29 protein-coding genes, 1 tRNA gene and 1 pseudogene are annotated in these 25,224 nt (G+C 66.3%); 19 read left to right on the top strand and 12 right to left on the bottom strand.

Features of this window, described 5'->3' with window-relative positions:
- The first annotated feature begins 1,272 nt into the window (after positions 1-1,272).
- The 3 genes from HNR40_RS30445 to HNR40_RS30455 all read left to right on the top strand — a co-directional run bounded on the left by HNR40_RS30445 (position 1,273) and on the right by HNR40_RS30455 (position 4,792).
- Entirely contained in the window at positions 1,273-1,959 is a 687-nt protein-coding gene (locus HNR40_RS30445; RefSeq protein WP_184967377.1) for a hypothetical protein, read from the top strand.
- Positions 1,960-1,962: 3 nt separating this feature from the next.
- Entirely contained in the window at positions 1,963-4,200 is a 2,238-nt protein-coding gene (locus HNR40_RS30450; RefSeq protein WP_184967378.1) for a ParB N-terminal domain-containing protein, read from the top strand.
- Positions 4,201-4,648: 448 nt separating this feature from the next.
- Positions 4,649-4,792 carry a hypothetical protein gene (locus HNR40_RS30455; RefSeq protein WP_184967380.1) on the top strand — a complete coding sequence of 48 codons (144 nt, stop codon included), beginning with the start codon at positions 4,649-4,651 and terminating at the stop codon, positions 4,790-4,792.
- Here HNR40_RS30455 and HNR40_RS30460 read toward each other — a convergent pair.
- A complete protein-coding gene (locus HNR40_RS30460; RefSeq protein WP_246509662.1) occupies positions 4,786-5,361 on the bottom strand; it encodes a phospholipase D-like domain-containing protein in 576 nt (191 codons plus the stop codon). The genes HNR40_RS30455 and HNR40_RS30460 overlap by 7 nt on opposite strands.
- 290 nt (positions 5,362-5,651) lie before the next feature.
- Between HNR40_RS30460 and HNR40_RS30465 the strand changes: the two genes are divergently transcribed.
- From HNR40_RS30465 to HNR40_RS30475, 3 genes are all read left to right on the top strand, one after another.
- Positions 5,652-6,002: a hypothetical protein gene (locus HNR40_RS30465; protein WP_184967382.1), complete on the top strand. Its 351-nt coding sequence runs from the start codon at positions 5,652-5,654 to the stop codon at positions 6,000-6,002.
- Entirely contained in the window at positions 5,989-6,438 is a 450-nt protein-coding gene (locus HNR40_RS30470) for a GntR family transcriptional regulator (RefSeq protein WP_184967384.1), read from the top strand. The genes HNR40_RS30465 and HNR40_RS30470 overlap by 14 nt, the downstream gene beginning before the upstream one ends.
- A 72-nt stretch (positions 6,439-6,510) precedes the next feature.
- A complete protein-coding gene (locus tag HNR40_RS30475; protein WP_184967386.1) occupies positions 6,511-7,077 on the top strand; it encodes an HD domain-containing protein in 567 nt (188 codons plus the stop codon).
- Here the strand turns inward: HNR40_RS30475 and HNR40_RS30480 are convergent.
- The 3 genes from HNR40_RS30480 to HNR40_RS30490 are packed head-to-tail and all read right to left on the bottom strand — an operon-like array spanning position 7,049 to position 8,828.
- The gene (locus HNR40_RS30480) at positions 7,049-7,576 is read right to left on the bottom strand and encodes an SMI1/KNR4 family protein (protein ID WP_184967388.1); all 528 of its coding nucleotides are present in this window, start codon (positions 7,574-7,576) and stop codon (positions 7,049-7,051) included. The two genes, HNR40_RS30475 and HNR40_RS30480, sit on opposite strands and share 29 nt — an antisense overlap.
- 31 nt (positions 7,577-7,607) lie before the next feature.
- Positions 7,608-8,084 carry an NUDIX hydrolase gene (locus tag HNR40_RS30485; protein ID WP_184967390.1) on the bottom strand — a complete coding sequence of 159 codons (477 nt, stop codon included), beginning with the start codon at positions 8,082-8,084 and terminating at the stop codon, positions 7,608-7,610.
- Positions 8,085-8,087: 3 nt separating this feature from the next.
- Positions 8,088-8,828 (bottom strand): helix-turn-helix domain-containing protein, encoded by a 741-nt coding sequence (locus tag HNR40_RS30490; RefSeq protein WP_184967392.1) that lies wholly within the window; start codon positions 8,826-8,828, stop codon positions 8,088-8,090.
- Between the two features lie 346 nt (positions 8,829-9,174).
- Between HNR40_RS30490 and HNR40_RS30495 the strand changes: the two genes are divergently transcribed.
- Positions 9,175-9,321, top strand: a complete 147-nt coding sequence (locus HNR40_RS30495; RefSeq protein WP_184967395.1) for a hypothetical protein — start codon at positions 9,175-9,177, stop codon at positions 9,319-9,321.
- On the opposite strand, the gene HNR40_RS30500 is transcribed toward HNR40_RS30495, so the two are convergent.
- Positions 9,296-9,640 carry a winged helix-turn-helix domain-containing protein gene (locus HNR40_RS30500; protein ID WP_184967397.1) on the bottom strand — a complete coding sequence of 115 codons (345 nt, stop codon included), beginning with the start codon at positions 9,638-9,640 and terminating at the stop codon, positions 9,296-9,298. The genes HNR40_RS30495 and HNR40_RS30500 overlap by 26 nt on opposite strands.
- A gap of 99 nt (positions 9,641-9,739) precedes the next feature.
- On the opposite strand from HNR40_RS30500, the gene HNR40_RS30505 reads away from it, so the two are divergent.
- The 10 genes and pseudogenes from HNR40_RS30505 (at position 9,740) to HNR40_RS30545 (ending at position 16,337) form a co-directional block, all read left to right on the top strand.
- Positions 9,740-10,069, top strand: coding sequence for an SCO3933 family regulatory protein (locus tag HNR40_RS30505; protein WP_184967399.1), 330 nt, complete (start codon positions 9,740-9,742; stop codon positions 10,067-10,069).
- A gap of 267 nt (positions 10,070-10,336) precedes the next feature.
- Positions 10,337-10,453: pseudogene (locus tag HNR40_RS58180) on the top strand (hypothetical protein); the annotation flags it as partial.
- 48 nt (positions 10,454-10,501) lie between these two features.
- Positions 10,502-11,395 carry an FtsK/SpoIIIE domain-containing protein gene (locus HNR40_RS30510; RefSeq protein ID WP_246509663.1) on the top strand — a complete coding sequence of 298 codons (894 nt, stop codon included), beginning with the start codon at positions 10,502-10,504 and terminating at the stop codon, positions 11,393-11,395.
- Positions 11,396-11,416: 21 nt separating this feature from the next.
- Positions 11,417-12,022, top strand: a complete 606-nt coding sequence (locus HNR40_RS30515) for a DUF2637 domain-containing protein (RefSeq protein WP_184967401.1) — start codon at positions 11,417-11,419, stop codon at positions 12,020-12,022.
- A gap of 14 nt (positions 12,023-12,036) precedes the next feature.
- Positions 12,037-12,357 carry a hypothetical protein gene (locus HNR40_RS30520; protein ID WP_184967403.1) on the top strand — a complete coding sequence of 107 codons (321 nt, stop codon included), beginning with the start codon at positions 12,037-12,039 and terminating at the stop codon, positions 12,355-12,357.
- Positions 12,358-12,368: 11 nt separating this feature from the next.
- Complete coding sequence (locus HNR40_RS30525; RefSeq protein WP_184967404.1) at positions 12,369-12,530, top strand: DUF3970 family protein; 162 nt, start codon at positions 12,369-12,371, stop codon at positions 12,528-12,530.
- A 197-nt stretch (positions 12,531-12,727) separates the two neighbouring features.
- Entirely contained in the window at positions 12,728-14,113 is a 1,386-nt protein-coding gene (locus tag HNR40_RS30530; RefSeq protein WP_221341045.1) for a replication initiator, read from the top strand.
- Positions 14,110-14,301, top strand: a complete 192-nt coding sequence (locus HNR40_RS30535) for a helix-turn-helix transcriptional regulator (RefSeq protein ID WP_184967406.1) — start codon at positions 14,110-14,112, stop codon at positions 14,299-14,301. The genes HNR40_RS30530 and HNR40_RS30535 overlap by 4 nt, the downstream gene beginning before the upstream one ends.
- Positions 14,298-15,659 carry a tyrosine-type recombinase/integrase gene (locus HNR40_RS30540; RefSeq protein WP_184967408.1) on the top strand — a complete coding sequence of 454 codons (1,362 nt, stop codon included), beginning with the start codon at positions 14,298-14,300 and terminating at the stop codon, positions 15,657-15,659. Before HNR40_RS30535 ends, HNR40_RS30540 begins: the two co-directional genes overlap by 4 nt.
- A 336-nt stretch (positions 15,660-15,995) precedes the next feature.
- Positions 15,996-16,337, top strand: coding sequence for a hypothetical protein (locus HNR40_RS30545; protein ID WP_184967410.1), 342 nt, complete (start codon positions 15,996-15,998; stop codon positions 16,335-16,337).
- A gap of 353 nt (positions 16,338-16,690) precedes the next feature.
- Here the strand turns inward: HNR40_RS30545 and HNR40_RS30550 are convergent.
- Positions 16,691-16,763, bottom strand: a tRNA-Arg gene (locus HNR40_RS30550).
- Between the two features lie 1,046 nt (positions 16,764-17,809).
- On the opposite strand from HNR40_RS30550, the gene HNR40_RS30555 reads away from it, so the two are divergent.
- Entirely contained in the window at positions 17,810-18,892 is a 1,083-nt protein-coding gene (locus tag HNR40_RS30555; RefSeq protein ID WP_312896566.1) for a D-alanyl-D-alanine carboxypeptidase family protein, read from the top strand.
- On the opposite strand, the gene mscL is transcribed toward HNR40_RS30555, so the two are convergent.
- The 3 genes from mscL to HNR40_RS30570 are packed head-to-tail and all read right to left on the bottom strand — an operon-like array spanning position 18,889 to position 20,650.
- Positions 18,889-19,287 carry a large conductance mechanosensitive channel protein MscL gene (gene mscL / locus HNR40_RS30560; RefSeq protein WP_184967413.1) on the bottom strand — a complete coding sequence of 133 codons (399 nt, stop codon included), beginning with the start codon at positions 19,285-19,287 and terminating at the stop codon, positions 18,889-18,891. The genes HNR40_RS30555 and mscL overlap by 4 nt on opposite strands.
- Positions 19,288-19,310: 23 nt before the next feature.
- Positions 19,311-19,853: an SAF domain-containing protein gene (locus HNR40_RS30565; protein WP_184967415.1), complete on the bottom strand. Its 543-nt coding sequence runs from the start codon at positions 19,851-19,853 to the stop codon at positions 19,311-19,313.
- Positions 19,850-20,650: an S-methyl-5'-thioadenosine phosphorylase gene (locus HNR40_RS30570; protein ID WP_184967417.1), complete on the bottom strand. Its 801-nt coding sequence runs from the start codon at positions 20,648-20,650 to the stop codon at positions 19,850-19,852. Before HNR40_RS30570 ends, HNR40_RS30565 begins: the two co-directional genes overlap by 4 nt.
- Positions 20,651-20,779: 129 nt before the next feature.
- Between HNR40_RS30570 and HNR40_RS30575 the strand changes: the two genes are divergently transcribed.
- The gene (locus tag HNR40_RS30575) at positions 20,780-22,747 is read left to right on the top strand and encodes an MFS transporter (RefSeq protein WP_184967419.1); all 1,968 of its coding nucleotides are present in this window, start codon (positions 20,780-20,782) and stop codon (positions 22,745-22,747) included.
- On the opposite strand, the gene HNR40_RS30580 is transcribed toward HNR40_RS30575, so the two are convergent.
- The 3 genes from HNR40_RS30580 to HNR40_RS30590 all read right to left on the bottom strand — a co-directional run bounded on the left by HNR40_RS30580 (position 22,748) and on the right by HNR40_RS30590 (position 25,196).
- Entirely contained in the window at positions 22,748-23,041 is a 294-nt protein-coding gene (locus tag HNR40_RS30580) for an FmdB family zinc ribbon protein (RefSeq protein WP_184967421.1), read from the bottom strand. It lies immediately after the preceding gene.
- 66 nt (positions 23,042-23,107) lie between these two features.
- Positions 23,108-24,613 (bottom strand): potassium/proton antiporter, encoded by a 1,506-nt coding sequence (locus HNR40_RS30585; RefSeq protein ID WP_184967423.1) that lies wholly within the window; start codon positions 24,611-24,613, stop codon positions 23,108-23,110.
- A gap of 22 nt (positions 24,614-24,635) precedes the next feature.
- Positions 24,636-25,196, bottom strand: a complete 561-nt coding sequence (locus HNR40_RS30590; RefSeq protein WP_184968080.1) for a 5-formyltetrahydrofolate cyclo-ligase — start codon at positions 25,194-25,196, stop codon at positions 24,636-24,638.
- Positions 25,197-25,224 lie beyond the last annotated feature (28 nt).

A 25,224-nucleotide genomic window follows, 5' to 3' on the forward strand; every position in this document is an offset into this window, starting at 1 on the left:
TCGTCATCCGCGTCATCACCCGGATCCTGGCGCTGACCGCCGCCATCTGGCACAACGACAAGACCGGCCAGCCCACCGCCCGATCCCTCACCGCCGCCATCTGGCACAACGACAAGACCGGCCAGCCCACCGCCCGATCCCTCACCGCCTACGACCATTGATCGTAAGCCGCCGCCTTGGAATCAACCATCTAGAGGAGAGGGCCCCGGACCAGCCGCTGGCCAAGCTCGTGGAGATGGGCCTGATTGGGGCGGGTGGAAAGCAGCGTACCGACGCCAACCACGTGATCAGCGCGGTCCGGGCCTGAACCGGCTGGAGGCGGCCGGGGAATGCGTCCGCGAGGCGTTGGGGGCGATCTCGGTCGCCGACCCGGGCAGGACGAGCAAAGCACTGGAGCTGCCTGGAGGGCCAAACGCTACCGCCTGGGTCGACTCCTGGCGGTTGCCGGTCTCGGAGACGAAGCGCGCCGAGCTTGCGTGCGCCTACGGCGTCGACGGTTATGCGCCGTTCTTCCCGGTCTGGCTGCGGAATCTGCTCGCGGTGCAGGCGCTGCGGGTCAGGTTGATCCAAAACTGTGCGCGTCACCGACCGCGAGGGGCAGGAGGTGGTCCAGCGGCGGCGCTCCCTCGAAGACGATCGAGAAGGACTGCCGCCGGGCAGAGTACGGCTGACCTTCCCTACGATGTCGACGCCCGGTGGTCGGCCAAAGGCGACGACTTGTTATGAAACGCTACAAACTGCACATCAGCGAGTTCTGCGACACCGCCGCCGACACGAACGGCAGACGATCGTGCTGCCCAACCTGATCACGAACGTCGCCACCACGGACGCGACCGTGCCGACGGTGAGCCGCTCACGGACGAGTCGGTGAGTCGCACGCTTGTGATCCACCTTCACCGAGGCATCGGCTATCTGGCGGGGAACAAAGACATGCGGCCGATCCAAGAGCTGGTGACCTTCGCAGCGGAGTAGTGGAGTAGGCGCAGTCAGGGATGCCGGGGTATATCCGATGGGGTTGGTCCCGCTATGAATACGCTGAGTCAATAGGTGTGAGCGAAGAAATTGCCCGGATTGTTAGCCCTGTCCCCTACACTCGGCATCGAAGTGGCAATATCTTCGGATGATCTGCATCTGTAACGGTCCACACGTAGTCGGGAGACCAACGCTGTTGGGGTATGCACACAAGACGTACGGCCCCCTGGTCAGCTTGGAGTCGAGGCCAGGGCGAGGCGACACCCAGTGACGGACAGTTCCTTTCTGAACCATTTTTCCATGCTGGACGTAGACCAGGCTCCGGAGAGTCCTGGACTCTACGCTTGGTATGTCAGCTTTCGTGCCGGCCCGCACGACTGGAAGATTAAGCCCAGTGCCGATGGAGACCAGGCCATTGAGGGCTTCCTGAACCTGCTCCGCAAGTACGCTGGCTACTATGAGCCCCTGCCAATCGATCTGAGCGGCAGAGGATCGTACGGAGCAAAATGGGAGGGCTCTCTGGAGCTTGACTACCCTCTTCGTGAGCCCGCAGAAGGCGTTCAGGTCGGGGATGAGGACTCACTGCAGCGCCTCGAAATGCTGATGAGTTCCCTCGACACCGAGGAGCGGCGCCGGGTGATGTCAACCATCCTCCAGAAGGCGTCTCCCGTGTTCTCCGCCCCTCTCTACATTGGGGTCGCAACGAACCTGCAGGAACGTCTTCGCAAGCACCGTCTGGATTACACACGGACCCATGACTGGCTGCGTGAGCACCCTGAGGACGCGGAGACCATCCGAGGCCGGGGGAAGAACTTCGGCCAGCGTGCCGCGGCCCGGAACATTGCGATGGAACACCTCGAAGCCTGGATCATTGACCTGGCCGACGAGGACAACGACGAAGCAACGAAGAAGCACCTACGGAACACGGCCGAGTCAGCCGAGTGGCTCCTGCATCGGCTGTACTCACCGATTCTGGGAAGGCAGTAAGAGATGTTCGGCTCAGGTACCAAGCTCACGTTCCGTGACTGTGTGCAGGGCACGTGGGGGAGCTTCTCCACGCCGGCCGGCCGGGTGGACTACATCATGACCAAGGCCCGGCTCGGAGACGACGCCGACGACCCGGAACGTCAGCTCACCAAGAGCTTGTCCCCAGTCCGCGAAGTCATGGAGGCCGGGGACCTGGACTTCAACCAGCTCCTGCAACGCGACTTGGATGACCACCGAGTTGCAGTCAGCCTGATCCCGTACTTGCTGAAGCCCCAAGCGACCGGACCTGCGTTCTTCCCTCCGATCGTGGCGGTGTTGCTGCCGTTCCGCAACAAGCGCCCATCGCGCTTTCCGGTCTTGGACGCGCCGACGGTGGTCGAAGATGACGGCGCCAGGTGGGAGCAGGAACAGGCGGGGACCTCGTTCCAGGTGCAACGGCTCCTCGGCGGAAATGATCGGCTGCACCCTGCGAACGTCGGCAAGCTGTGGTGGAACAGGACTGAGTCGCAGCTAGTCGTTTTGGACGGCCAGCATCGTGCAATGGCGCTGCTCGCTGTCGAGCGCACGACGACGAATAGCTGGCAGAACTCCGCCGGCGCGAGATACAGATCGTTCTACGAGAACCAGGTCAAGCAGGCGCTGCAGGACATCAGTCATGGCGAATTGGACCTGAGCAAGGTCGAGGTACCGGTGACGGTCTGCTGGTTCCCTGACCAGGCCGGCGAGGACGCCAAGCCGCACGAGGCCGCACGCAAGCTCTTCGTGGACGTCAACAAGGAGGCACGCCCTCCATCCGAGTCGCGCATCATCCTGCTGTCCGATGCCGAGTTGAGCAATGTGCTGACACGGCGGCTGCTTAGCGAGCTCCGGAATGGACAGGACGAGTCCTATCTGCCGCTGTACGCGGTCGAGTATGACAACCCAGAGGTCAACTCCAGCCGCCCAGCTCGCTGGTCGGTGCTGACGAACATCAACCTCCTGAAGACGACGGTGGAGCGTTGCGTGTTTGGTCCGCCTAAGTACCTCAAGGATGTGACCTTGAGGTTCGGGAGTCGTCAGAGCCCTGCTGAGCAGGACGCATTCATGCGCGAACAGCTGGATTTGACCAGCCTTTTCCCAGCCCAGTTCGAGGATGGTGGCTTCACCTACCAGCGGGAAAGCCTCGGCAACTCCGAGTTCCCCATCGGCCAGGTGGACACGATCAGCGATCAGTTCGCCGAGACGTGGGGACGCGGCATTCTCACGGTTCTGTCGAAGACCGCCCCGTACGCCGCCCACGCGAAAGCGCTGACCCGCTTGAAGGACGACTGGCATGTCGACGACACCGGGTTGACCCTCGCTCACGATGCACTCTTCAGTGGTGTCGGCGTCTTCTGGACGTTGCGGGACAGCTATGAGCACTACCAGGAAAAGAAGGCGCTCGGCACGAAGACCACCAAGTCAGACGTGATCAAGGCTTGGGAGGCCCTGAAAGTCCGCGAGGAGAACTTCGAGAATTACCGAGCGGTGGAGTTCCTGGAATCCGGTAAGCTTGAGGCCCTCAAGAAGTCGAAGGCCGCCTACGCGGTGTTCAACACACATGCCTGCCAGCTCGGTTTGGTGCTGACCCTTGGCACGCTGTGGCAACTTCGTAAGGAGCAGCCTGGCGGCGCGGACACCAAGGATCTGCCCGCATTTGCCGACGCGTTGGTGAAGGGCTGGAACGCGTACTTCTTCCAGGATCAGGGAAAGGCGAAGGATCGCAGGCTCGCGTTCAACAAGGCTGAGGTCAACCACCCGCTAAACCAGATTGGGAATATGGACACTGCGCAGTCGGTGTTCTTCCGGTACTTCTGGATGCAGGCACTCGACACGGCGGCTGCCTGGGTGCACATCGCGCCGTGGTTCCCCGATCGTTCAGGCTTTGATCGGATGATCAGCGCTGCCCGTGAGCTGTACCTGAAGCTGTGTACCGACCAGCAACTCAAGGCTCTGAAGATCAGCAAGCCAGGGTCTGCCGAGGCAAAGCTCCGCGTCGAAGCTCAGCAGGCGGCAAGCAATTCGATCAAGCGGGCGCTGAGGGACTGGTTCTACCTGTCTGAGGAGACGTACGAGTCCTGGCTCTCATCGCTTGCAAAATCCCCGGCAGCTCTTACTGCTGACGAGATCTCCTCCGACAACGACGCGTTGATCGCTGAGGACGACGACAGTACGTCCGAGAATGTTCCGGTCACCAGCCTTGACGATCTCATCGGCGACTGACCTGTCGGGCGGCGGCGCGGGTTGTGTGTCCGTGCCGTACACCGCTGCCGTAATGATCTCCACCGTCAGCCGGGATAGCCGATGGCAAGCCGACCCGGAGCGCAGGGCCGCCAGGCCCGAGCACCGGAAGCGGCGCGGCAGCCGTTACGGACAGTTCAACCACGATGTGGGGAAGTCTTCTGCCGGTCCTAGACTCCTGCTCGGTGGACATCAGCGCGTGGGCGGCGCCGGGCGCGACCGGCCGAAGAGCCGCAGCGCGGCCGGCGACCGCTCAACGCGCGGCGGGCTGCCGCAGGCGGGCCGCCTTTAAATCACGTGTAGAGAAGTTGCTTTCGCTGAGTCTCCGGGCTTGGGACCGCCGGCGTCCTGGGGCGTTCTGTCCGGTCTCTCATTGGTGACCCCCGGCGTTCGCCGGTGACCATGGGATCTGCTCCGCTAGCTTCGCGGGATGGTCCCTGATGACAACGGGCAGCCGTCAGATCCGTCCGGAGCCGCCGCTGACCGTACCTGCGGCTGTCTCGTGCTGGCGGCATGCGTGCTCATCATCTTGCTCGTCGTCTTCGTCCATGTGGCGATGGACCCGCGCTACTGAGCATCGATGCAGTTTGTGTCAGTCCATACGCGCTCGAAGCTGGCGAGGTAGACGGCTGCCGCCCCTTCGTCCCCGGTGATCTGGAGATGGATGACCGGTGCTTGAGCGGCCGGGGTGCCGTAGGCATGAGTGTTCACGATGAGTCGATCGTCCGCCCGGTACATGGAGTTGTAGAGGGTCGTGCCGTGGAGTCGGGCCTCGACGCCGGGGATGTCGAGAAGCGGCATGTAGAGAGCAAGGGCGTTCCTGATCCTGGCCGCCATCACCTCCGGGCCGATCTTTTCATCAGCTCCCCGGGTGGCTACCTCGGCGCTGTCGGGGTTCCCCAGTAGCATCCGGACTTTGACGCCCTGGCGGGCGCGGTGGCCGATAGTCCGCACGATGGTGGTGTCCTCGGCGAGGAACAGGCCGCTGTAGGTCAGGATGTCGATGGTTCGTCTCGCGCTGGCGAAGTACTCCCGCCAGAACGCTTGCGGGACTTGGTGGCGATGCTGGTAGACGGCTCTAACCTCAGTGGAGATCGGGCGCCGGTTCCCAGCGACCTCAGGCCAAAGGTCAGCCTCCTCCACCTGAAGGAAATCGGCGACGGCCCATCAATGGCGGGGATAGGGAACTCGCCCCTTCAGCCAGCGCTCAACGGTCTTGGGATCCACGGCGAGGTGGGCGGCCAAGTCCACAGCTTGCAGTCGTGCGTCTGCTAGAGCGTGACGCAAGTGGTGGTTCATTCGGGGCCGCTCCTCTCGCGAAACCGGCGCTGCCTGCGACGCTAACACGAGACGTCCCTAGTCGTCCCAAAGTCGTGGTGTTCCGGCCCTCGACGCTGCGTGACGCTCGATGCACAGCGAATGGAGGGACAAGGATGCAGGGAAAGCAGATCATCAAGGAACGGCAGCGCGCCTACTCCCAGGAGTTGCTGACGGGCCTGCAGCAGGAACTCGCCGCGCGGGAATTGCCGGCTGTCCTGGGCGTCACCACGGATGGACGCCCCGCCCTGGAGGTCACCGACGGTCGGGGCCGGGCTCGGTGGGTCTTCGTGCACCTGCCGTTCTGCTGGTTCTACTGGGGAGAGCAGCACGACGAACGGACCTCCTTCCTCCAGCTCCCGGCGGCTGCCGATCGGATCGCTCAGGCTGCACGCGACGGCTGGCACGAGGGAGAACAGGGCGAACTCGGCATCGACCTCAGCAAGATTGCCGATGCGTACCGCTGAGATCTTGACTGGTTGGCGGGTCTACTCCCAGATTGCTGATCGGCTCCGCGCCCGGATAGCCGACGGCACCTATCCGGCCGGGGCCGTGTTGCCCAGCGAGGCGCAGGTGTGTGCAGAGTTCGGGGTCGCGCGCAACACCGCCCGGCGCGGTCTAGCGGTCCTGGAGGACGAGGGCCTGATCGCCACCATCCCGAGCAAGGGCCGCGTGGTCTGCGGCGCTCCGGCAACGCCGTACCGCTACCGGCAGATTGCCGATGACCTGCGTGATCAGATCGCTCAGGGCACGCTGGGGCCTGGCGCTGCCGTACCGAGTGAGGCCGACCTCCGGCGGCGCTATCCGGCCTCGCGAAACACGGTGCGTCAGGCGTTGGCCATCCTGGAGCGGGAGGGGCTGATCGTGGCTGAGCATGGGCGGGGTCGGTTCGTGCGAGTGTGAGGTGAGACGTCCTGGGACGTCCACGCCTGACCTCTGGATCTCCTCGGGGGGCACCCGCCTATTGTGAACATCATGGGACAAGCTGAGTGGGCACGTGACCTGGCCAAACACCTGCTGGAGCCGACCTTGCCCCGGCGCTGGGCGCACACCCAAGGGGTTGCCAATCGTGCCGAATCCCTGGCGCCGATGCTCGGCGCGGAGACCGACACCCTGATCGCAGCCGCCTACCTGCACGACATCGGTTACGCGCCGGATCTGGTCGAGACTGGATTCCATCCGCTCGACGGTGCGCGCTACCTGCGCGACGTGGTCAAGGCCGACGACACGCTGTGCCGCTTGGTTGCTCACCACTCCTGCGCGGTCAACGAAGCGCTCAACCGCAACCTCTTCGACGCCCTCACCGCCGAGTTTGACGAAGAACGCCCGGAACTGGTCGAGGCGCTGACCTACTGCGACATGACCACCGGCCCCGATGGCGTGCACCTCGACGTCAGCGAACGGCTGGCCGAGATCCACTCACGCTACGGTCCCGAGCATCTCGTCTCGCGTTCGATCACCGCATCCACTCCGTGCATTCTGGCCGCTGTCAGGGCGGTGAAGTCCGCGATGATCAGCTCTCATCAGGTTGGGAGTCCTTGAACCTGTCCATGTCTCTTGCCACGAGGTCGAAGAAGCTGCGATATCGCTCGACTCCCGGCAGCCACGCGGCGGCGAAGGATGCCTCCCATTCCCCCGTCTGGCTGATGACGTGCGGGTTGAGGAAGAAGTCGCCGTCGTCGAACTGTCCGATCAGGATGGAGTCGGGAAGGTATTCGGGGCGGTAGAACACGGGATCCTGATCGTCGCCGTAGACGAAGTAGTCCTCATCCGATGCACTGTCGATCGGGTAGGCGGGGTTGGGGTCCGCCAGTTCGGCCAGCCACGGGGCGAGGTCTCGGACCCTCCCAATCTCGTTGACGGGTCGGAAAATGCCCTGTCCCCACCCGTTCGCGATACGAAGGAAGGCGCGATAGCTCGGGGGGAGGCGTACCCCGAGACGCTCCTCCTGCTCGGCGATGTCGGCCTCGCTTGCGCCTACGGTCGGGAACCCCGGTGCCTGCCCAAGAAGCTCACGCCATGCGTCGTCGTTGTCGGCCATGGCGGAGACCCTAGCGATCACACCTGACATTTCATCCGATGTACGGCAAGTCGGTTCCGTTTAGGTAGTGCTCGATCCGCATGCGCATTGATCGGTCCATGTGGAGCGAGGTGACCTGATCGCGAGGCATCCAGCGGACTTCACGCGATTCGCTGCTCGGGGTCGGCTCCCCGCTGAGCGCTCGGGCGGTGAGCACGAGAGAGAACTCTTGGCGGGCCTCGCCGTTGCTGGTGTAGAGAACCACATGGCGGGGGTCGCTGTATGTGCCGACGAGACCGGTGATCTCACACTCGATCCCGGTCTCTTCCAGTGTTTCCCGTACGGCTGCCGCCGGGATCGACTCCCCGAGGTCGATGGCGCCGCCGGGGACGGCCCAGTTGTCGTTGTCGGTACGGCGGATCATCAGCAGATCGCCCGCGTCATTGGTCACGATCACATTGACCGAGGGCACGAGGCTGTTCGGCTTCGGCCCGGATGGGTCGTCGTAGAAGTCGATCCGCTTGCCCATGGGTCACGACTCTAGCGGGGTGGCCTCGTCCCAGGTCTTCTCAAAGCTGCGCTCGTAGGTGCCCGCCATGTCGCCGCCGGCCACCCGTCGCAGATGGAGGACGGGCGCGTCCCCTGCGGGCTGGCCGTATGCGTGGGTGTTGACGAGAAGCTGGTCGTCGGCGCGATAGATGGAGTTGTAGAGCACCGTCCGGTGAAGCCGGATCTCCACCCCAGCGGGCGTGAGCCGCGTGCCGTACCAGTGGATGGCGTTGCGGCATCGCTGGATCTGGGTGTCACCCACACCCTCGTCAATACCTCGCTGGGCGACAGCAGGGCATTCGGGATCTCCCAGCAGGATGCGGACGCGCACCCCGCTGCGTGCCTTGTCTGCGAGGACCCGCATCAGGCCGTGGTCGTCGTGAACGAACGTGCCGCTGTAGACGAGGATGCCGATCTCCTCAGAAGCCCCGGAGAAGAGCCGTCCCCAGATGTCCCGGGGAACGGCCCACCGGTGCGGGTAGACCTGCACGATCTCACTCTCGGACGCAGAGGCGACCTGCTCGCGCGTCAGGGCCTGCGGCCACAGGTAGCTCTCATCGGTTCCTAGGAACGACGCCGCAGCGTAACGATGCTTTCGGTACGGCTGCCGGCCCTGGGTGACCCACCGCTCCACCGTCTTGGGGTCAACCTGGATCGCCTCGGCCAACTGGCCGATGTCCACACCCTTGGCCAAAAGGGCAGCACGTAGCCGTTCGTTCGCCATCTCACCTGCTCCGCGGGGGACGTCCAGGGACCGCAACATCGTAGGCCGGACGTCTTGAACATGTCCCGTCGTGTAGTGATCTCGTCCTAACTCTCCGCCGCATTCTCGATCTCGCAAGGCAACACCCGCAGATTGAGAGGAGACCCGAGATGGCCAACCCGATCTACCCCGACCCCACGTGCGAGTGCGGTGCGCAGCTCGACGAGGGAGAGACCCGCTGCCTCAAGTGCAGCGCCCGTGCTCGCTGGATCAAGAAGCAGAGGAACAAGAACAAGAGGCGGCGCGGCGAGACTCGGCGTCCTCCGCGCGGCCCGCGCAAGAGCTTCCAGGCCGGGGAGGTCCGGTCATGATCGCGATCATCATCACGGCCCTGCTCGCCCTGACGCTCGTGATCGGCTTCGTCGCCCTGGTGGTGAGCATCCATCGGGCTGACCGGCGGATGAGCGCCAGTGTCCGGGCTCGAATGGCTACGCGGGGTGTCCAGTGGACGTGACCCGCTCCTCAAGGCGCGCAAGCCGTACCGACAACTCCTGTACGGCGGAGCGCAGCTCGGCCACCTCGCCCGCAAGGTCAGCCGGGGCCTCCGCAGCGTCCCGGACATATACGCCCTTGCCCTGCTGGCCGACGACTAGGCCCTCGGTGCGCAGGACGCCGACGGCGGTCTTCACCGATGACAGCGAGACGTCGTACTGCTCAGCGAGCTGGGCCGTGGACGGCAACGGGCTTCCGGGCGCAAGGGCGCCGCCGCGGATCTGCGCGCGCAGATCGTCGGCGATCTGGAGGTAGCCGGGACGTCCGGTGTGCTTGACCATCACGCCAATCTCACCACGTCAGAAGACCCATGCCAACATTGACAGCTGAGCCAACTAGGTTAACTATGTTGGCTAGGACAGATAAGGAGGTCCCTTCCTATGCGTTCCGTTCCCATCCCTGTGGACACGTCCAAGCTCGCGATCACCTGCGTCAAGGCACCCGCGCCGCGCGTGCTCAACCGCGACACCGGCGAGATCAAGACCGACAAGAACGGCAACACCGTCTACGAGGTCACCGTCTCGGTAGAGGACGAGTTCGGCCGGATCGAACTGGTCAAGATCGGTACCACGGGTGAACCGCCCATCCGAACCGGCGACCCGGTCAACGCGGTCAACCTGCTCGGCTACGTCTGGGAGATCGCCGGGCGGTGGGGCATCGCCTACCGCGCCTCGGCGCTGCTCCCTATGCGGGAGGCCGCCGATGCCTGATCCGCTCATCCTGCTCGCAGTCCTGGCCGCCTCGGCGGCCGGGCTGTGGGCCTGGCGTCGCTGGCACTACCGGTCCTTCTGGCTGGTAGTCGGCTACCCGCTGATGGCCATCTCCGTCCGCGCCTCGTGGCGGCGGGTGGCGCTCGGCTGCGGGCTGACCAAGAAGCGGCAACGCTGGTGGTTCACCACCGTCCCCGGCGCGATCGCCTCCACCGGCCTCGTCAAAGTACGCCGCCGCTTTCAGCGGGTGGGCGTCGATACGAAGCCATGGATGTGGCTTCCGCTGCCGACCCGGTACGGCTGGCGCATCACTCTGTGGACCCTGGAGGGCAAATCCCGGGCGACTACGCCGACGCCGCCGAACGCCTCGCCCACTCCTGGGGCGTTCACGCGGTACGTGTCTCCTCACCACGGCCTGGCCGCGTTGTGCTCATGGCCACCATGCGAGATCCGCTGGTCAAGGTCGACCACCTCCCGGCGAGTCCAGACTTGCTCAAGGTCACCGTGGGCCGGTTGGAGACCGGCAAGTCCTGGGTGGTCGACTTCCGTACCGTGCCGCACTGGCTCAATGCCGGAGCAACCCAGTCCGGCAAGTCCAACCTCGCCAACGCCCTCATTGTTGGCCTCGCGCCACAGCCGGTGGCGCTGGTTGGGTTCGACCTCAAGGGCGGTGTGGAGTTCACGCCCTACAGTCCGCGGCTGTCGGCCCTGGCCACCGACCGCACCGAGTCACTCAAGCTGCTCGATGACCTGGTCGGGCTGATGATCGATCGGATGGGCCTGTGCCGTCAGGCCGCCGCCCGCAACATCTGGCAGCTCCCGCCCGCGCTTCGTCCCGTCCCGATCGTGGTCCTGGTCGATGAGCTGGCAGAGCTCTACCTGATGGCCGACAAGAGCGAGAAAGACGAGATCGCCCGCACTTCAACGGCCCTCCTGCGCGTCGCCCAGCTCGGGCGGGCCTTCGGGATCTACCTGTTCTGCTGCGGCCAGCGCATCGGCTCCGACCTCGGCCCCGGCGTCACCGCCCTACGCGCCCAGTGCTCGGGACGGATCTGCCACCGCGTCAACGACCCCGAAACCGCGACCATGACCCTCGGCGACCTCGACCCCGCCGCGCTCGCCTCCGCCCGCGCCATCGCAGCCGAGACACCCGGCGTCGCCATCGTCGCCTCTCAGGACGGCCAGTGGTACCGGGCGCGCTCCTTCTACGTCAGTGAGCACACCGCCGAACACGCCGCCAAGACCTATGCGCACCTCGCCCTGCCCTGGGACGAGATCACCGCTCACCTGCCCGACTACGACCCGTCCGAACTAATCGACGCCTGAACCACGAAAGGGGGTGGAACGATGCGACGCTTCGCCTGCTGGCTGCTCGACTCCGGGCCGGTCCTCGTCCTGGCCGTCATCGCTGGTGCCGGATCGTTCACCCACATCCGCGACACCGCCGCCGACCACGGCCAAACCGGCTGGATGTCCTGGGCCATCGCGGTCTGCATCGACCTCACCTGCGTCATGGCCGCCCGCGAACGGCAACGGGACAAGAAGACCGGTCGCCTTCGCCGCGGCCTGATCTCCTGGCCCGTCCTCGTCCTGTCCGGCGGCGTCGTCCTGTCCCTGGCCGCCAACCTCGCGCAAGCCGTACCGACGGTATGGGGCTGGATCACCGCAGCCACACCCGCCGGCGCCTTACTCGTCGCCGTCTCCATGCTGGAACGCCGCGCCGCCTCGCCCCGCCCCGAACCATGCCCAGCTCCCGTCCCGGCCCTGGAAGCCGACGAGGACACAACGCCGGTCGAGACCGAGGACGGTCCCGCGCCCGCCCTGCTCGACTATGCCCGCCGCGTCGCCGACGAACACCACGCCAAGCACGGCAAGCCCATCACCCGCGACGCCCTCCGCGTCCGCCTGGGCATCTCCGACCAACTCGCCTCCACCCTGATCCAAGCCTTCTGAAGGGAGACCACTACATGAACCATCGAAACGCCGTCATCACCGGCCTGCGCGACCTGGCCGCCTTCCTGGAGGCCAACCCCAGCATCCCGGTTCCGAGGACCGCCACCGTCCACCACTTCCCGCACAACCCCGACGACACCGCCCTGTGCGCCGAGGTCGACCAGATCGCCATCTGGCTGGGCACCACCGTCGACGTCGACAAGATCCCGCACGGCCACTACACCACCTCGATCCACTTCGGGCCGGTCGAGTACCGCGCCGTGGCGATCCTCTCCGGTGCCCGCGCCCGTCACCAGGCCGAATCCAGCTACTACGGCCACGTTCACCCCGAATAGGAGACCCGATCATGCGAATCCGCCTCGACGGCACCCGATCCGAGATCACCGACGCCTTGTTCCGGCTCCGCCTCAACTTCACCGTCTCCGGCGTCTCCCGCGCCTACCCCGACCGCGCCCGTCCCCGGCACTGGCGGGTCTACGTCAACACGCTGCCCAAGGAAGGGAGGTGATCAGCATGTACGGCTGCTGCACCTGCAACGGCACCGGCCTCGACTGCGACCGCGAAACCTGCCGCGACTGCCACGGCACCGGCATCGACAATCACGGCGCATAGCGCAGCGCCCCCGGCCTGGCCGCACATCCGCCAAGACGAACGCCAGGTCGGGGGCCATCCCTTCACCCGAACGAGCGAAAGGAGGACTCCATCTTGCCCACAAACCACACCAACGCGCACGCACTCCACGGCCTGATCGCCCGCCTCAACGCCCCCAACTTCGACCGATGGGCCGCCCAGATCCAGCGAACCGGCGGTTGCCGACAGCCCATCCACCTGCGCGGCAAGGTCGAACACTACGACGCCGCAACCGGCGCACTGCTCCACCGCTACACCACACGAAACGAGCCTGACGGCGTCCATCGCCTGCCGTGCAAGACCCGCCGCGCCTCCCGCTGTCCGGCCTGCGCCGAGATTTACCGAGCCGACACCTACCAGCTCATCCGCGCCGGACTTATCGGCGGCAAGGGCGTGCCCGACACCGTCACTGCTCACCCCACGCTCTTCGTCACCCTCACTGCCCCGTCCTTCGGCGCAGTCCACTCCCGCAAGGAGAAGAACGGCAAGGCGATGCCCTGCCACCCCCGCCGCAAAGCCGAGACCTGTCCGCACGGGCGCGTCATGTCCTGCACCGCCAAGCACAGCCTGGACGATTCCTGCCTCGGCGAACCGCTGTGCTCGGACTGCTACGACTACACCGGCTCCGTCCTGTTCAACGCGCTCGCGCCGACCCTCTGGAAGCGGTTCGCCGACTCTCTCCGCCGGCACCTGGCCAAGCTCGGCGGCCTGGCCCTCAAAGACCTTCGCGACCATGTGACGGTCTCCTTCGCCAAGGTCGCCGAATACCAGCGGCGCGGAGTCGTCCACTTCCACGCCGTGGTCCGCCTCGACGGCCCCGGCGGCCCCGCCGTACAACCACCCGCTTGGGCGACCGCTGACGTCCTGGCGCAAGCCGTACGGCACGCCGCCGGAGTCGTCAGCGTCCTCGTCCCCACGTACGGCGACACCCCGGCCCGCTTGTTCAAGTGGGGCTCTCAGCTCGACATCCGCCCCATCACCCTCGACGGCGACCTCACCGAGCAAGCCGTCGCTGGGTACATCGCGAAATACGCGACGAAAGCGGCTGAGTGTGTCGGCACCCTGGACCGTCGCATCAACCCACTCGACAACCTCGACGCCTTCAACCTGCGCGACCACGCCAAGCGCCTGATCGCCGAGTGCCTCCGCCTGGGCGCCACCGAAGAACTGAAGGATCTCCGCCTGGCCGAGTGGGCACACATGCTCGGTTTCCGGGGCCACTTCTCCACCCGCTCCCGCCGATACTCGACGACCCTCGGGGTGCTCCGCGCAGCTCGGGAAGATCACGTCCGCGACCACGAGATCACTCTTGGCCGCCTCCCGCTCTTCGACGAGGACACCGTCCTCGTGATCAGCGAATGGGCATACGCGGGCAAGGGGCACTCCGTTGGAGACCAGCTCTTGGCCGCCGCGATGACTGCTGGTACCCGCCTCCCGGACCTGGGCGGTGATGGCCGATGAGTCGCCGTGACGAACTGCTCACTGTGGCCCAGGTCCTCGACGAGCTTGGCGGGGTCTCCCGCCGCACCTTCTACCGCTGGCGCGAACTCGGGACCGCGCCAGTGTGCATCCAGCTCCCGAACCACGAGCTGCGCGTCTGGCGTAGCGATCTCGTCTCCTGGCTCGACGCCCGCCGGAGGATCGTATGAACACGACCTACGACGTGAAGTTCTGGGAGATCCAGCGCCGCACTGACCGTAAGGCTGCGGCATTCCTGGTCCGCTGGACCGTGGCTCGCAAGCCCAAGAGCAAGACCTTCCGAACCAAGGGCCTGGCCGACTCCTTCCTGTCCGACCTCCGGCAGGCCGCTAAGCAGGGTGAGGCGTTCGACCTGTCCACGGGCCTCCCGCTGTCGATGCTCGAACCAGAGCCGTCCGGTCCGTCGTTCTTGGAGTCCGCCCAGTCCTACGTATTGGGGCGGTGGCGTACCTCGGCGGCCCGCACACGTGAGACCGACGCCTACGCGCTGCTCTCGCTGATTTCCACCCTGGTGGCAGATATCCCGGGCCAACCCGACGTGGAAGTAGTGCGGCAAGCGCTGCGCTCGCATGCCCTCATGCCGGTGGATCGGCGCACGGAGCTGACCCGTGAGCAGATCAGGGCTCTGGGCTGGCTGGTCAAGGCGTCGCTGCCCATGTTGGCGCTTGGGGAAGCGGCGACGCTCCGCTTGGCGCTCGACACCATCGCGGTGACCTTCGCGGGTAAGACCGCCGGGGCCAACACCGTTCGGCGCAAGCGTGCCGTCTTCCATCACCTCCTGGAGCAGGCGGTAGAGCAGAAGCTGTTCGCCACGAACCCTCTCGATGAGATCAAGTGGAAGCCGCCCAAGGCCGTGACCGTCGTCGACCCGCGCACGGTTGTTAACCCGGCCCAAGCGCGCCAACTCCTCGACGCCCTGCCCAAGGTGGGCCGTAGGCGCGGTGCGCGGCTCAAGGCGCTGTTCGCCTGCATCTACTACGCCGCACTCCGTCCCGAGGAAGCAGCAGAGCTGCGGCAGAAGAACTGCACGCTGCCCGAGTCAGGATGGGGCCTGCTCGTCCTGGAACGTGCCCGGCCTCAGGGAACCAAGCGCTGGACCGACAGTGGCCAGACCCATGAGTCCCGCCGTCTCAAGCATCGGGCCGATAAGGAGACCAGGGAGATCCCGATCCCGCCGGTGCTGGTGGCCATCCTCCGTGAGCACATTGAGGCGTACGGCGTCGCAGCGGACGGCAGACTCTTCCGCACCGCAACGGGCGGCTCCTACTCCAGCTCGGCCTACTCCTACGTCTGGCAGGAAACCCGCCGACTCGCCCTTTCCCCGGCTCAGGTCGCCTCGTCCTTGGCGGCTCGGCCATACGACCTGCGCCATGCGGCGGTCTCGCTCTGGCTCAACGCGGGCGTCCCAGCCCCCGAGGTCGCCAAGCGCGCCGGTCATAGCGTGGACGTCCTACTCCGCGTCTACGCCAAGTGCATCGACGGCCAGCAGGACCACATCAACGGCAAGATCAATGACGCGCTCGAATAGCTGACCCCTATCCGACCTCGGCCCCGGACTCATCGCCGGGGCCTTCTGCTCGCCGTATCGCTTCCTTTCGATCCTCAGTGGCACTTCAACCGCCGAGCTGAGGAACTGGTCAAAGTGGAGCGCCTGGAGCACAGCGAGGTGGTACGGCTGTGACCGGCGACGAATAACGGTCAGGATCAGGGCGGCCAAGGGCTAGGAACAGCTGGATCGCGGGAAGCCAACACGGGCGCTACGGCTCCTATGCCCTGTAATAGCGGCTCGGTATCCGGGAGTAAAGATCCCCCCAAAAGGGCATATGTCTGAGAGTTGCTGATTGATTACTGATTGGAGATCGCAATGAAGTTGTCCGAGATCGCGACGTTGGTCAAGAGGGACGGGGTTAAGGCATATGGGCTGGGGATCTTGCGAGATGCCTATGCCGCCGAGTACTCCGAGACGGTAATGAGGCGGAACAGCAAGCGTCGGATGCCCTTGATCAAGGAGGCTCTGTTGCGACAGGGCGTAGTGATGTGGCCTGACGTGCTGCCCAGCTTGGAGGCTTCTCGGGTCGTGTATCTGGCTAGCAGGAAGCACTCTGTCGGGATGGTGTTCACGATCCAGAGATTGGACCCCGCTGAGGGCCTGGCCCAGGTTCTTGCTGACCTCGGGAGAGAGGTGGGTTCGGAAGAGGCCGCCTGATCCGAGGTGTGAGCCGAGCGAACCGTATTAGCGCAGGCGAGGCACGGTTCGCTTGGCACCAGGCGACGTGCGGCCACGGTCACCGATGCCGCGGGGCCGACGAAGGAGGCCCTGTGGCGGCGATCGCCCCCGCCCTGTTACGGGGCTCAGCCACTGCCAGCGATCGTCACGGCCTTCCGATGCGCTGGCCTTGAAGGGGCCGACGACCTGCACGAAGAGCCTCATGATCGGTTCGCATATGGTTCGCGATCACTGGCCTACGGCTGCATTCCGCTGCTTTCAGTGACCTACCAAGCGAAAGACCTACGGCAGAGAAACCGCAGGTCAATGCCCAAAACGCCTGATCAACAAGGTGCCCCCGGCAGGATTCGAACCTGCGGCACCCGCTTTAGGAGAGCGGTGCTCTATCCCCTGAGCTACGGAGGCGGACGCGTTAAGCCTAGCGAAGTCTGGGAGCGCATGGGTCACCCGGCCGAGGGTGAGTTGCCGGGTGTGGCGGGGTCAGGGGTGGGGCGGGGTGGGGTAAAGGGATCGCCAGCGATCCCCTGGCCGATCATGGCGCATGGATAGCGTCGGGCGGGTGACGAACAGGGGACGTAAACAGAGGCCAACCGTGCTTGTGGCCGCGTTGCTCGCGCCGGCGATTCTTGCTGGGGGGCTGATGGTGGGGGAGGGCGTCGGGTACGACGGGGAGCGTGTTGCCGGTGACGGGTTGCCTCCGGGGGTGGGGTTGGCGTTCGAGCCGGTCTATGTGCCTGCGCCGGCTCGGGCGGATCTGGTCTATGAGGGGAGCTTGCCTGCGCCTCGGAAGCAGGAAGGGGTGAGGGTGCGGGTGGTGGATGTGCCTGCGGTACCTCCTGCTGGGGAATCGGTGGTGCGGCGGGGGTCGCCGGAGCCGGTTCGGCGAGAGCGGGGGCAGGAACAAGCGCCAGGGCAGGGGGGCGGGTGTCCGGGGGAGTGGGAGGAGACCTGGCTCTGGGAGTTGTGCCGGGAGCGGGAGCCGGCTCCTGCCTGACGGGCCGACAGACCTGACGCACCGACTGGCCTGACGGACCGACGGCGTGATTCCGGTCTGACGAACTGACCGCGCGGTTCTGGTCTGACGGGCTGGTGGCGCGGTTTCGGCCTGGCGAACGAACGGCGTGATTCAGGCCTGACGAACTGACTGCGCGGGTTCGGCCTGACGCATGAACGGCGCGGACGGGCTGGGGGTGGGCTCGCGAAGCCTCCCGGGGGTGTAGGTGTTGGCTGGGAGGGGGCTCCAGGTTTGGTAGGTGGGGGCGGTGGTTGGGTCAAGCGGGTTGAGGCGCTGGGTGGATGGCTAGTGAACTGTGAGGGGCGGGGCGGGGATGCGGGTTAAAAACCCTAAACGGGATATAGCGGCTCTCCGGAGTTGGGTCCGGGCACTCGGGGGGCTGTAGTAACGTGCGTGCCTGACCAAGGTAACGAGTGTGCAAACGGAGGAGTCAAGCGTGCCAACTCCTCGATCAGCGGGTCTGATCGCGGTCGTCGTGGCGATGACTTCACTGTTCGCACCCCCGGTTCGTGCTGAGGCCCCCACCAACGTGCCCAAGGCCGCTGTTGTCGTGGATCCCGGCAGTCTCACGGAGCTTCGCAAGGAAGCCGAGAAGTCGGCCAAGGAGCTTGAGGACGCCACCAAGGCGCTGGAGCAGCGGCGATCGAAGGTCGCTGCCCAGGAGAAGGAGCTCAAGACCAAGCTTCGCGCCCTGGATGAGGCCGAGAGTCAGCTGGCGGAGATTCGTAAGCCGGTCTCGCGGCTGGCCGAGCTGTTCTATCAGCAGCCCATCGGCGGTGACGGGATCATCCCGTTCCTTTCAGGGGACGCCGGGGTGGGGACGCTTCGGGCCATGAGCGATGCCAGTCAGATCGTCGCGGTTCGGCAGCTGGCCGTTGAGCAGACGAGTCGGCTCTACAAGGAGACGGAACGGCTGGCGACCGAGGCTCAGGAACTGCGGGCCGGGAACCTGCTGGCCGAGGCGCAGATGGCGGCGGAGATCGACACTCTGCGGCTGCGGTCGGACAAGATCGTGAAGTCGTTGACGGCGGCGCTCGTGAAGATGGGCATCAAGATCGACAAGGTGGGGCGGGCGGCGCTGGCCTGTAATCCGCTGCGGATCACCGCGGCCGACGCCTATCCGAACGGGCTCATTCCTCGCACGTTGCTCTGCCCGCTGCAGCAGCGCGGGCACATGTTGCGGGCGGACGCGGCCATCGCGTTCGTCAGCCTCAACGAGGCCTATCGCAAGCAGTTCGGACGGCAGATCTGCGTGACCGACGCCTACCGCAGCCTGGCCGAGCAGCAGTCCGTCTACTATCGGCGGCCGGGGTTCGCCGCGGTGCCGGGGCGGAGCAATCACGGGTTCGGGCTGGCGGTCGACCTGTGCGGAGGGGTGGAGCGCTTCCGGTCGGCCGAGTTCAACTGGCTGGAGAAGAACGGCAAGCGATACGGGTGGTTCCACCCCGACTGGGCTTACAGCAGTCCGTTCGAGCCCTGGCACTGGGAGTACGATCCCAAGATCGACTCGCTCATCTAGGCGGGAGTGAGCTCCGAGGTGCAGGCCGGGCAGCGGGTGGCGGCCTTCGGGATCTCGGTGAGGCACTGCGGGCACTCGTGGTGCGTCGCCTCCTCGCCGGCGGCCAGGCGGTCCTTGTACGAGGTGTACGGCCGGACGATCAGGAAGTAGACGACCCCGGCGACCAGCAGGAACGAAATCAGCGCGTTGATGAAGTTGCCGTAGTTGAAGTTGGACTGCCCGATCGTGACCTTCAGCGAGGAGAAGTCGGGCATGCCGCCGAAGGCGGAGATCAGCGGGGTCAGCAGGTCGGCCACGAATGAGTTGACGATGGCGGTGAAGGCGGCGCCGATGACGACCGCGACGGCCAGGTCGATCACGTTCCCCTGCATGAGGAACTTCTTGAATCCACTCATGTGCAGGGATCGTAGCCTAATGATTACACAGGGTGAGGCTTAAGGATCACGGAGAGCCGCCCGCCGGACTGGGCCGCGGCGAGCTGGGCGGCCTGCGTCGTGGTGGTGGCCAGCACGATGAGGGCGCCCTGGTCGTCCTGTGTTCTGGGGGTCGAAAGGACCGTGACGTCGTCGGCCACGAGCTGGGCCGACTGGCCCTCCCAGGCCGCCAGTACGCCGATCGTGGTGCCGGGTTTGATGAGCTTCGCGGCGTCGGGATCGGCGATGCGGACGGGCGCTGCCACCAGGCCGGGCGCGAGCCGTACCGGATGGAGGAGGCGGACGTCCGTGAGGGGCTCGCCGCGGCGCATTGGCACGGCGAGCACGCCGCCCGTGGGCGGGGCGCGCAGGGCGCCGTCGGGGGGTGCGTTGAGCGGGGCCAGGCGCAGGTCGCCCTCGCGCAGGGTGCCGGGGGACAGGTCGCGGGCGGCCACGACCACGGGGGTGCCGGGCTCGGGGAGTACGGCCAGCAGGGCGGCGAGGGTCGCCGTGGCGGCCAGGACGGCGGCGATCAGGCGGCGTCTCATGGCAGGTCGAAGGGGAGCTTGATGCCGTCGAGGGTGGAGCCGCAGGGGCAGGTGCGGTCTTCGGGCAGGGCCTTCACCGCGTCGGCCACCAGCGTGCGCATGCGGGCGACGTTCTGCGCGAAGAAGGCGAGGACCTCGTCGTGGGTGACGCCTTCGCCCGCCTCCACGCCTGCGTCGAGGTCGGTGACCAGCGACAGCGAGGTGTAGCAGAGGGCGAGCTCTCTGGCCAGGATGGACTCGGGGAAGCCGGTCATGCCGACGATCGTCCAGCCGTTGGCGGCGAACCACTGCGACTCGGCGCGTGAGGAGAAACGCGGGCCCTCGATGACGACGAGCGTGCCGCCGTCGACGGTGTTCCACTGGCCGGCCTGGGCGGCGGACACGGCCACCTCGCGGCCGGACGGGCAGTAGGGGTCGGCGAAGGAGACGTGAACGGCCCCTCCCATGTCGTAATACGTCTGCACGCGCCCAGAGGTGCGGTCGACGATCTGGTCGGGGACGACGATCGTGCCCGGCCCGTGCTCGGCCTTCAGCGAGCCGACGGCGCTCGGTGCGAGCACCTGGCGCACCCCGAGCGCGCGCAGCGCCCAGAGGTTGGCGCGGTACGGGATGCGATGCGGCGGAAAGCGGTGGTCACGCCCGTGTCTGGGGATGAACGCGACCGATCGCGAGCCGATCCGGCCGACGGTGACGACGTCGCTGGGCGGTCCGTACGGAGTGGTGAGGGTGATCTCCTCCGCGTCGTCGAGCAGGGAGTAGAAGCCGGAACCGCCGATGACGCCGATGTCTGCACGCATGCCGCAGAGATTAGCGGGCGGGGTTGGGGGGTGGGTGGGGCAGAGCGGCGTTCTGTGGACAGTGGGATGGTTGTGGACAGAGGAGACTCCGATAAGTAGTCGAAAGACTACACACAGTACGATCTAGGTATGCGGCAAAAAGGGCTGGGCCTCATCATCATCGCGCTCATGCTGGGCATGCTGCTGGCGGCGCTCGACCAGACGATCGTGTCCACGGCGCTGCCGACGATCGTGAGCGACCTCGGCGGGCTGGAGCAGCTGTCGTGGGTGGTCACGGGGTACCTGCTGGCCAGCACCGTCTCCACGCCGCTGTGGGGCAAGCTCGGCGATCAGTACGGCCGCAGAGGGCTGTTCATCGGGGCGATCGTCATCTTCCTCATCGGATCCGCGCTGTGCGGGCTGAGTCAGAACATGGGCCAGCTCATCCTGTTCCGCTCCATTCAGGGACTCGGCGGCGGCGGGCTCATGGTGCTGGCCCAGGCGATCGTGGGCGACGTCGTGCCGGCCCGCGAGCGCGGCAGGTACCAGGGCTTCTTCGGGGCCGTCTTCGCCGTCTCCAGCATCATCGGACCCCTGCTCGGCGGCCTGTTCGTGGACCATCTGTCCTGGCACTGGGTCTTCTACATCAACCTGCCGGTCGGCGCCGTGGCGCTGTTCGTGATCATCGCGGTCCTGCCCGGCCACGAGAGCAGGACCAGGCACAAGATCGACTACGCGGGCGTGGTGACGATCGGCGGCGCCACGAGCTGTCTGGTGCTGATCGCCACGTGGGCCGGCACCATGTACGCGTGGACGAGTCCGCAGATACTCGGACTCGGGCTCGCCGCCGTGGCGCTCCTCATCGCGGCATACTTCGCGGAACGGCGGGCGGCCGAGCCCATCATGCCGCTGAAGCTGTTCAAGCTCAGAGCGTTCACGATGACGTCGATCGTGGGGTTCGTGGTGGGTTTCGGCATGTTCGGCGCCCTCACCTACCTGCCGCTCTACTTGCAGACGGTCCATGGCGTCAGCGCCACGCTGTCCGGGGTCCATCTGCTCCCGATGATGGCCGGAATGCTGACCATGTCCATCGTCAGCGGACAGATCATCTCCCGCACCGGCAAGTACCGGTTTTTCCCGATCGCGGGCACCTTCACCGCCACCGTCGGCATGTTCATGCTCTCCCGCCTGACGGAGACCAGCAGCACGCTGGTCATGAGCATCGACCTGCTCGTCCTGGGCGTCGGCCTGGGCATGACCATGCAGGTCCTGGTCATCGTGGTGCAGAACGCCGTCGACTTCGAGGACCTCGGCGTCGCCACCTCGGGCGCCACGTTCTTCCGCTCGATCGGCGGCTCCTTCGGCGTCGCCACTCTGGGCGCGGTCTTCACCGGCAGGCTCAACGCCGACATGGCGGAACTGGTGGCCAGAACCCCCATACCGCCCGGCGTGGACCCCGCGAACATCCAGAAGGACCCCACACTCATCCAGAAGCTCCCAGAGCCCCTGGCGCAGGACTTCCTGCACGTCTACGCCGACGCGATCGCCACCGTCTTCCTGGTGGGCACGCCCGTCCTGTTCGTCGCGTTCCTGCTGTCCTGGTTCATCCCGGAACAGCGCCTGCGCGAGACCACCAAGGCCATGGACTACGGCGAGGGCATGGGCGCGACCTCCGCCGAGCGCTCCTCGCTCGCGGAGGTGGAAAGAGGTCTGGTACGGCTGGCCGACGCCGACCTGCGCAAGGACTACTACGTACGCCTGGGCCAGCTCGCCGGCCTGTCCGGCCTGCCTCCCCAGAGCGTGTGGGTCATCGCCAGACTGGGCGGGGAAGGCTGGGTCAAGGCCGCCGACCTGGCGGAACGCGCCCACGTCAGCCGGGAGGAGGGCCGGCCGTACGTGGACAGGCTCACCGAGCGCGGACTCGTCACGCGCTCGCCCGACGGCGACTCGCTACGGCTGACCGAGCAGGGCGACGCGGTCGCCGAGCGGCTCCTGGAGCAGGCCAAGGCCGGACTGGGCAGACTGGTGGCGGATTGGGGGCCGAGTCCGCAGCTGCTGCAGCTGTGCGAGCGGATCGCGCCCGAGCTGCTCGGCGCGGACGCCGACCGGCCGGGCTGATCAGCTGGAGGCCGCGGCGGGGGTGGAGGACTTCTCCGACGACGAAGACGAGGTCGACGGGGCAGCGGTCTTCTCCGGGGTGGAGGACGCGGGCGTCGTGGTGGCGCTCGTGGACGACGAACGGTTGTCGGTCTTGTAGAAGCCCGACCCCTTGAACACGATCGCCGCTGCCGAGAACACCTTGCGCAGTTTGCCCTCACAGTTTGGGCAGACGGTCAGCGCGTCATCGGAGAACTTCTGAACGACCTCGAGAGGCTGCCCGCAGTCGTTGCAGACGTACTGGTACGTGGGCACGCATTCCTCCTCTGGGTTGGCACTCGACCGTGGCGACTGCTAATGCTAACCGATGGGGTCAAACTTTCATTCCAGACCCCGCTCGCCGTACCATCCGGCAAGCTTCCCACGGCGGCTGACCGCCCGCAGCCGCAGCTCGACCTGTTCGCGGCAACTCGCGGTGGTCACGACGAGCAACTGATCTTCCGCCCTGATCCGGGTGGTCGTGGACGGAACGAACGATCTGCCCTCGCGCACGATCAGCGTGACGTTCGCCCCAGCCGGCAACCGTAGCTCGAAGACCTCCACGCCGTGCAACTGGGAGCCCGGCGGCACCTTGACCTGCAGAAGGTCGGCGTTGAGCTCCTCCAGCGGCGCCGCCTCCACCTCCAGGTCGTGCACCTCGCCGGGCGCGCTCACGCCCAGCAGCCTGGCCACGAACGGCAGCGTCGGCCCTTGCAGCAGCGTGAACACCATCACGATGACGAACACCTGGTTGAAGATGTCCTCCGACCCCTTCACCTCGGCCGCCCAGGGGATGGTCGCGAGCACGATCGGCACCGCCCCGCGCAGCCCCGCCCACGACAGGAAGGCCTGTTCGCGCAGACCGGTCCTGCCCAGGCGGGCCATACGCGCCAGAAGCGCCGAGACCATGACGGAGATCGGCCTGGCCAGCAGCAGCAGGACCGTTCCCGCGATGAGGCCGGGGACCACCGCCTTGGGCATCTCGCCGGGGCTGGCCAGCAGTCCGAGCATGACGAACAGCAGGATCTGCGCCAGCCACGCGGCGCCCTCCGCGAAGCCCCTGGTGGCTGCCCTGTGGGGGAGCCGGGCGTTGCCGAGTATCAGCGCCGTCATGTAAACCGCCAAAAACCCAGAACCATGCAGATGTACGGCGCCGCCGTACGCCAGAAAGGTGAGGGAGAGCACCGCGAGCGGATAGAGGCCGGAGGCGGCCAGCGCGACGTGACGCAGTGCCAGGGCGCCGAGCGGGCCGACGGCCAGCGCCACGAGGGCGCCGATGAGCAGCTCGGCGCCGGCTTTCAGGACGAACTCGCCGAGGCTGGGGATGGGGTCGGTGACGCTGCTCAGCAGGACGACCGCGATGACCGTGGGGGCGTCGTTGAAGCCGGACTCGGCCTCCAGGATGCCCGCCAGGCGCGGCGGAAGGGGCAGGCGGCGCAGGACGGAGAAGACCGCGGCGGCGTCGGTGGAGGCCAGGACGGCGCCGAGGATCAGCGCGGCCCGCCATTCGTAGCCGAGCAGGCCGGCGACGGCGAGCGCTACGACCACGATGCTCACGGCCACGCCGACCGTGGCCAGGATGAGCGCGAGGGGCACGGCCCGGCGGACGTGGTTCCAGTTGGTGGTCAGACCACCTTCGGCCAGGATCACCGCCAGTGCCGTGAGGCCGATGTGCTTGGCCAGGTTCGGGTCGTCGAACTGGATGCCGAAGCCGCTCTCGCCCAGCACCAGCCCGAATCCGAGGAACAGCAGCAGGCTCGGCAGCCCGCTCCGGTGGGCGACGCGGACGGAGGCGATGGCGGCGATGAAGACCGCGCCACCGAGAAGGAGCCAGAACTCGACGGTCACCTGGCCCCCTCTCCCTTTGCAGTCACATAAGCCTAGTGAGTCCCGTAGGAGTCACCGCATAACGGACCCGCTGGTCGTGGGCCTCGGCGGGGACGCCGTCGATCAGTTCGCCGTCGTGCAGCAAGGCGACCACGGGGACGTTCGGACCGACCCTGGACAGGGCCCGGTCGTAGGAGCCGCCGCCGCGCCCGAGCCGGACGCCGGTCCGGGCGTCTACGGCGAGGGCCGGGACGATCACCAGCGCGGCGGTACGGATCGTGTCCACGCCGCGCCGGGTGTCGATGGGCTCCATGATCCCGGATCGTCCAGGTGTGAGGGTATCTGGCCCGTCGTATACCGCCCAGTCCAGATCATCATCATCTTTGTGCACAGGCAAGATCACTGTGGCCCCGTGTTTCCACAGGGCGAAGACAAGCCCGTGCGTCTCCGGCTCGCTTCCGATAGACCAGTAGCACGCCACCAGCCCCGCCATCTGGACCCACGGCTGATCAAGGAGGGTTTCCCGGATGCTTGTCGCGTTTGCCCTGCGTTGCTCGGGGGAGAGAGAGGCACGCGCCTCGACCAGCTCGCGGCGCAGCTTCATCTTGTCCACAGGTACCTCCACTAGGGTC

Source organism: Nonomuraea endophytica, from assembly GCF_014203235.1.
Taxonomy (GTDB): Bacteria; Actinomycetota; Actinomycetes; order Streptosporangiales; family Streptosporangiaceae; genus Nonomuraea; species Nonomuraea endophytica.